Origin of the sequence: Mesorhizobium sp. M1E.F.Ca.ET.041.01.1.1, from assembly GCF_003997355.1 — a bacterium.
GTDB lineage: Bacteria > Pseudomonadota > Alphaproteobacteria > Rhizobiales > Rhizobiaceae > Mesorhizobium.
Genome location: NZ_RZSL01000141.1, coordinates 1 through 5,000, shown reverse-complemented (window position 1 = coordinate 5,000; position 5,000 = coordinate 1). Strand labels below are relative to the sequence as shown.

The following is a 5,000-nucleotide window of genomic DNA, read 5'->3' as shown; positions in this document are numbered from 1 at the left end:
CGTGCACCTTTACTATAGCTTTACATTGGCATTCGTAGTGGCATGTGTAGGATAGGTGGTAGGCTTTGAAGCTTGGGCGCCAGCTCAGGTGGAGCCACCCTTGAAATACCACCCTTATTACTATGGATGTCTAACCGCGGCCCGTTATCCGGGTCCGGGACAATGTATGGTGGGTAGTTTGACTGGGGCGGTCGCCTCCTAAAGAGTAACGGAGGCGCGCGATGGTGGGCTCAGAACGGTCGGAAATCGTTCGCTGAGTGCAATGGCATAAGCCTGCCTGACTGCGAGACTGACAAGTCGAGCAGAGACGAAAGTCGGTCATAGTGATCCGGTGGTCCCGCGTGGAAGGGCCATCGCTCAACGGATAAAAGGTACGCCGGGGATAACAGGCTGATGACCCCCAAGAGTCCATATCGACGGGGTTGTTTGGCACCTCGATGTCGACTCATCGCATCCTGGGGCTGGAGCAGGTCCCAAGGGTATGGCTGTTCGCCATTTAAAGCGGTACGTGAGTTGGGTTCAGAACGTCGTGAGACAGTTCGGTCCCTATCTGCCGTGGGTGTAGGAATATTGAAAGGATCTGTCCCTAGTACGAGAGGACCGGGATGGACGGATCTCTGGTGGACCTGTTGTGGCGCCAGCCGCATTGCAGGGTAGCTATATCCGGACGGGATAACCGCTGAAGGCATCTAAGCGGGAAACCCACCTTGAAACGAGTATTCCCTGAGAACCGTGGAAGACGACCACGTTGATAGGCCGGGTGTGGAAGAGCGGCAACGCTTGAAGCTTACCGGTACTAATAGTTCGATCGGCTTGATCGTTCTCATTCCTAATGCCCATCTTGTTCTCACTCACGCTTGTTCCGCCCTTCGGGCGGCGCTACGTGGGTGCGGCGCATCGGCGCCGACGGTCGGTCGACCTTGCGAAGCTTCGCTTCGAAAGGCGCCAGGCTAAAAGAACATCCAAGGCACAAAGGCGACGATCCTTGGATCGCGCTGCGACGATCCTTGGATCGCGCTTGAACAGCTTCTCGAACAACGTGCGTTTTGCCGACCTGGTGGTTATGGCGGAGCGGCTGCACCCGATCCCATTCCGAACTCGGCCGTGAAACGCTCCAGCGCTGATGGTACTTCGTCTCAAGACGCGGGAGAGTAGGTCGCTGCCAGGTCTGCCAAGCGCACGTTCATCTCACATCCGGATCAAAAGATCTGGATGGAGACTAATCTTCTCCTTACGATTGTATGATGCATGTCGTTGTCCCAAAACCGCTAGGCACTTTTGGGCGACATGCATAAGGCCCGCCAAACGGGATCCTGGGCCGCGCGAGCGGCCCTTTCGTTTGGTGGCTCTTGAATCCGGTAAGCGCAAGCTTACCTCTATGGTTGACGCGGGGTGGAGCAGCCCGGTAGCTCGTCAGGCTCATAACCTGAAGGTCACAGGTTCAAATCCTGTCCCCGCAACCAAATACAAAAACGGCCCGCCTCGCGCGGGCCGTTTTTGTTTTTCGCCCTGCGGTTTCTTTCCAACTCGACACGGCAGAGCTTTGCAGCGATGGTCGCTCGGCGCCCCGCGCCACCGTTCGGCCGTGGCGCTAACGTAGGAGGAGCAGAACATGCGGCAGGCGTTGATCATCTGGGGCGGCTGGGAAGGGCACGAACCCGAAGCCGGAGCGCGTGCCGTCAAGGCGATGCTCGAGGAGGAAGGTTTTGCCGTACGCGTGGAGAACACGACCGCGGCATTCGCCGATCCGGCCATTGCCGAGCTCAGCCTGATCGTGCCGATCTACACCATGTCCAAGCTCGCCAAGGCCGAAGAGGCCAACCTGACCAAGGCTGTCGAAAGCGGCGTCGGGCTGGGCGGTTATCATGGCGGCATGGGCGACGCGTTCCGCGAATCGACCGACTACCAGTTCATGTGCGGCGGGCAGTGGGTCGCGCATCCCGGCAACATCATCGACTATCGGGTGAACATCGTGCGACGCGACGACCCGATCATGGATGGCATCGACGATTTCGCCTACCGCTCCGAGCAGTATTACATGCATGTCGACCCCTCGAACGAGGTGCTGGCGACCACCACCTTTTCGGGCGAACACGCGCCGTGGATCGACGGCGTCGTCATGCCGGTTGTGTGGAAGCGCCGGCACGGCAAGGGACGTGTATTCTATTCGTCGCTCGGCCACGTGGCGAAGGAGTTCGAAGTGCCGCAGATGCGGACGATCCTGCGCCGCGGGCTGGTGTGGGCTGCGCGCTGAGTCCGTGACCTCAGGTCGATCGCTGCGCGCCGATGCGTGCGTCGCGGCCTTAGCGGCTCTACTTAATAGATCATATGAATTGGTGATTTACATAAGACGTAAGCTTTCATACAACAGCTTGCTACAGCGTGCTCTATCGGGAGAGGATTGCGTGGAGACCATCGTTCCTTCGGATGCAACAGGGTGGATGCCTTCGGTCGACCAGGGCGGGGCGAGCGTGCACAACGCCGTCGTCAGCATGTTGGGTAGCCGCATCCTGGGCGGGGACTATGCTCCCGGCGCCGCCCTGCCGCGCGAGGACGATCTCTGTGCCATGCTGGGTGTCAGCCGTACTTCGGTGAGGGAAGCGGTCAAGGTGCTGTCGGCGAAAGGCCTCGTCGAGGCCAGGCGTCGGGCCGGCGTCCGTGTTTTGCCGCGCGACAACTGGCGCCTGCTCGACCCTGTGGTGCTCGGCTGGCATCCCGCCATCCAGGATGATGAAGAGCTGGTTTCCGGCCTGCTGGAGGCGCGCCGCATCTTCGAGCCGGCGGCGGCGGAGCTCGCCGCGAGGCGCGCCACCGCCGCCGATCTTGCCGAGATCGAGCGCGCGGTGGATGGGATGCGCGACAACATTCCGAACGATCTCAACGCGGTCTGCCAGGCCGATCTTGCCTTCCACAAGGGCGTGATCGCCGCCAGCCACAATGTCGTGCTCAAGGGGCTGGTCGGCATGCTGGAGGCGGCTCTGCGCGCCACCTTTCTCGTCACCAACCCCTTGATGGAGGCGCAGTCACGCGCGCTGTCGGCGCATGTCGCGGTGTTGGAGGCGATCCGCGTCCGCGACACCGCCGGCGCCCGAGCCGCCATGAACCGACTGCTCGACATCGCCGCCGACGACCTTCACGCAAAGGGCTGACGTTTCTGCCTTGACGCCATTTTAGATCGTATGATAACTCGGTTTCGTATGATCTAAGTGCCGTCTGGGAGGAGTTGCGCTTGAGAATCGTCGCGATCACCACGCGCGTCGTGAACGCGGATATGCGCAACTGGGTGTTCGTGCGCATCGAAACCGATCAGCCAGGCCTCTACGGCTGGGGCGAGGCGACGCTGGAATGGAAGACCCAGGCCGTCGTCGGCGCCGTCAACGACCTGGCGCCGCTTTTGATCGGCCGCGATCCGCGCGACATCGAGCAGGCCGTGCGCATCCTCAAGAAGCACTCGTTCTGGCGCCTGGGCGTCATCGGCATGTCGGCGGTTTCCGGCATCGAGCTGGCGCTGTGGGACATTTTCGGCAAATGGCTAGGTCAGCCAGTCTGGCGGCTCACCGGCGGCAAGGTGCGCGACCGGGTCAAGGTCTATACCCATCTCGGCCTCGGCGACATGCGCGCGGTCTATGAAACGCTCGATGCCGAGCCGCTGGTGCAGCGCGCCTCCGAGGTGGTGGCCAGGGGCTATCGCGCGCTGAAGGCCGTCTTCATTCCCTACAGCCACTATCACGCCCCACTTGTCGAGGTCGACAAAGTCGGCCGCCTCATGGAGACACTGCGCAAGACGGTTGGGACGGAAGTGGAAATCATGGTCGACTTCCACGGCCGTCCCGCTTCGGCCTCGACCGCCCTCGCCTATATCGACGCGCTTGCGCCGCACCGGCCGATGTTCGTCGAGGAGCCGCTGCCGCCGGGCGAGACCGGCGCGCTGGCGCAGCTCGCCGCCAAGTCGCGCGTGCCGATCGCCACCGGCGAGCGGCTGGTCGACCGTCCCGAATTCGACGATCTCTTTCGGGCAAGGGCGGCCGATATCGTGCAGCCGGACATCTGCCATTGCGGCGGCCTGCTCGAGGCGAAGAAGATCGCCGCGATGGCCGAGGCGGTCTCCGTCGGCGTTGCGCCGCACAATCCGCTTGGTCCGATCGCCGGGGCGGCGGCGCTGCACTTCGCCGTCTCCACACCCAACCACCTGATCCAGGAAGAGATGGTCGGCGCTGTGCCCTGGTATTTCGAGGTGGTGAAGGGGCCGATCCGCATGGTCGACGGCTGCTGGCAGGTGCCGGACGCGCCGGGGCTCGGCGTCGAGGTCGACGAGGCGGTCGCCGACCGGCATCCCTACAAGCCGGAAGTCATGCACACCACCAATGCCGTGCTCGCCGACGGCACCATCGTGGACTGGTGACGATGGCCGGGCGTCTCCAAGATAAGGTGGCGATCATCACCGGCGCGGGCCGCGGCATCGGCGAGGCGACGGCGCGCGCCATGGCGGCGGAAGGCGCGGCGATCGTCGTGGCGGAAAAGGATGCGGCCAGCGGAAAGAGCGTTGCCGCTTCTCTGATCGAAAGCGGGGCACGGGCGCTCTTCGTCGAGACAGACGTCGCCGACAGCGGATCCTGCGAGGCGATGGCCGAGCGGACGCTCGGCGCTTTTGGCCGGATCGACGTGCTGGTCGCCAATGCCGGCATCAACGTATTCCACGAGCCTCTGGAAACCACCGAGGCGGAATGGCGGCGCTGCTTTGCCGTCGATCTCGACGGCGTCTGGTATTCGACACGCGCGGTGTTGCCGACGATGCGCGGTCAGAAGCAGGGCGCGGTCGTCGCCATCGCGTCCTGCCATTCCTTCGCGATCATCCCGTCGACCTTTCCCTATCCGGTCGCCAAGCACGGGCTGCTCGGCCTGGTGCGGTCGCTCGGCATCCAATACGCGGCCGAAGGGATCCGCGTGAACGCGATCGCGCCGGGCTATATCGAGACGCAGATCGCGGTCGATTACTGGAA

4 protein-coding genes, 1 tRNA gene and 2 rRNA genes (1 of these 7 running past the window's edge) are annotated in these 5,000 nt (G+C 62.8%); all 7 read left to right on the top strand.

What is annotated here, in order from left to right; all coding sequences use genetic code 11:
* Positions 1–821, top strand: a 23S ribosomal RNA gene (locus EOA38_RS14280) (it extends 2,005 nt beyond the left edge of the window).
* Between the two features lie 232 nt (positions 822–1,053).
* Positions 1,054–1,168 (top strand): 5S ribosomal RNA (gene rrf, locus EOA38_RS14275).
* A gap of 218 nt (positions 1,169–1,386) precedes the next feature.
* Positions 1,387–1,463 (top strand) — tRNA-Met (locus tag EOA38_RS14270).
* 149 nt (positions 1,464–1,612) lie between these two features.
* Positions 1,613–2,254 carry a ThuA domain-containing protein gene (locus EOA38_RS14265; protein ID WP_126091802.1) on the top strand — a complete coding sequence of 214 codons (642 nt, stop codon included), beginning with the start codon at positions 1,613–1,615 and terminating at the stop codon, positions 2,252–2,254.
* Positions 2,255–2,405: 151 nt separating this feature from the next.
* A complete protein-coding gene (locus tag EOA38_RS14260; RefSeq protein ID WP_126091803.1) occupies positions 2,406–3,149 on the top strand; it encodes a FadR/GntR family transcriptional regulator in 744 nt (247 codons plus the stop codon).
* Positions 3,150–3,229: 80 nt separating this feature from the next.
* Positions 3,230–4,402 carry a galactonate dehydratase gene (gene dgoD / locus EOA38_RS14255; RefSeq protein ID WP_126091804.1) on the top strand — a complete coding sequence of 391 codons (1,173 nt, stop codon included), beginning with the start codon at positions 3,230–3,232 and terminating at the stop codon, positions 4,400–4,402.
* Positions 4,403–4,404: 2 nt separating this feature from the next.
* On the top strand, positions 4,405–5,000 hold a 596-nt coding region (locus tag EOA38_RS14250; RefSeq protein ID WP_127299471.1), incomplete at its 3' end, for an SDR family NAD(P)-dependent oxidoreductase.

What these genes read in the sequence shown, in the direction of transcription:
- EOA38_RS14265 (WP_126091802.1), top strand. Translation starts at nt 1,613, where the DNA reads ATGCGGCAGGCGTTGATCATCTGGGGCGGCTGGGAAGGGCACGAACCC.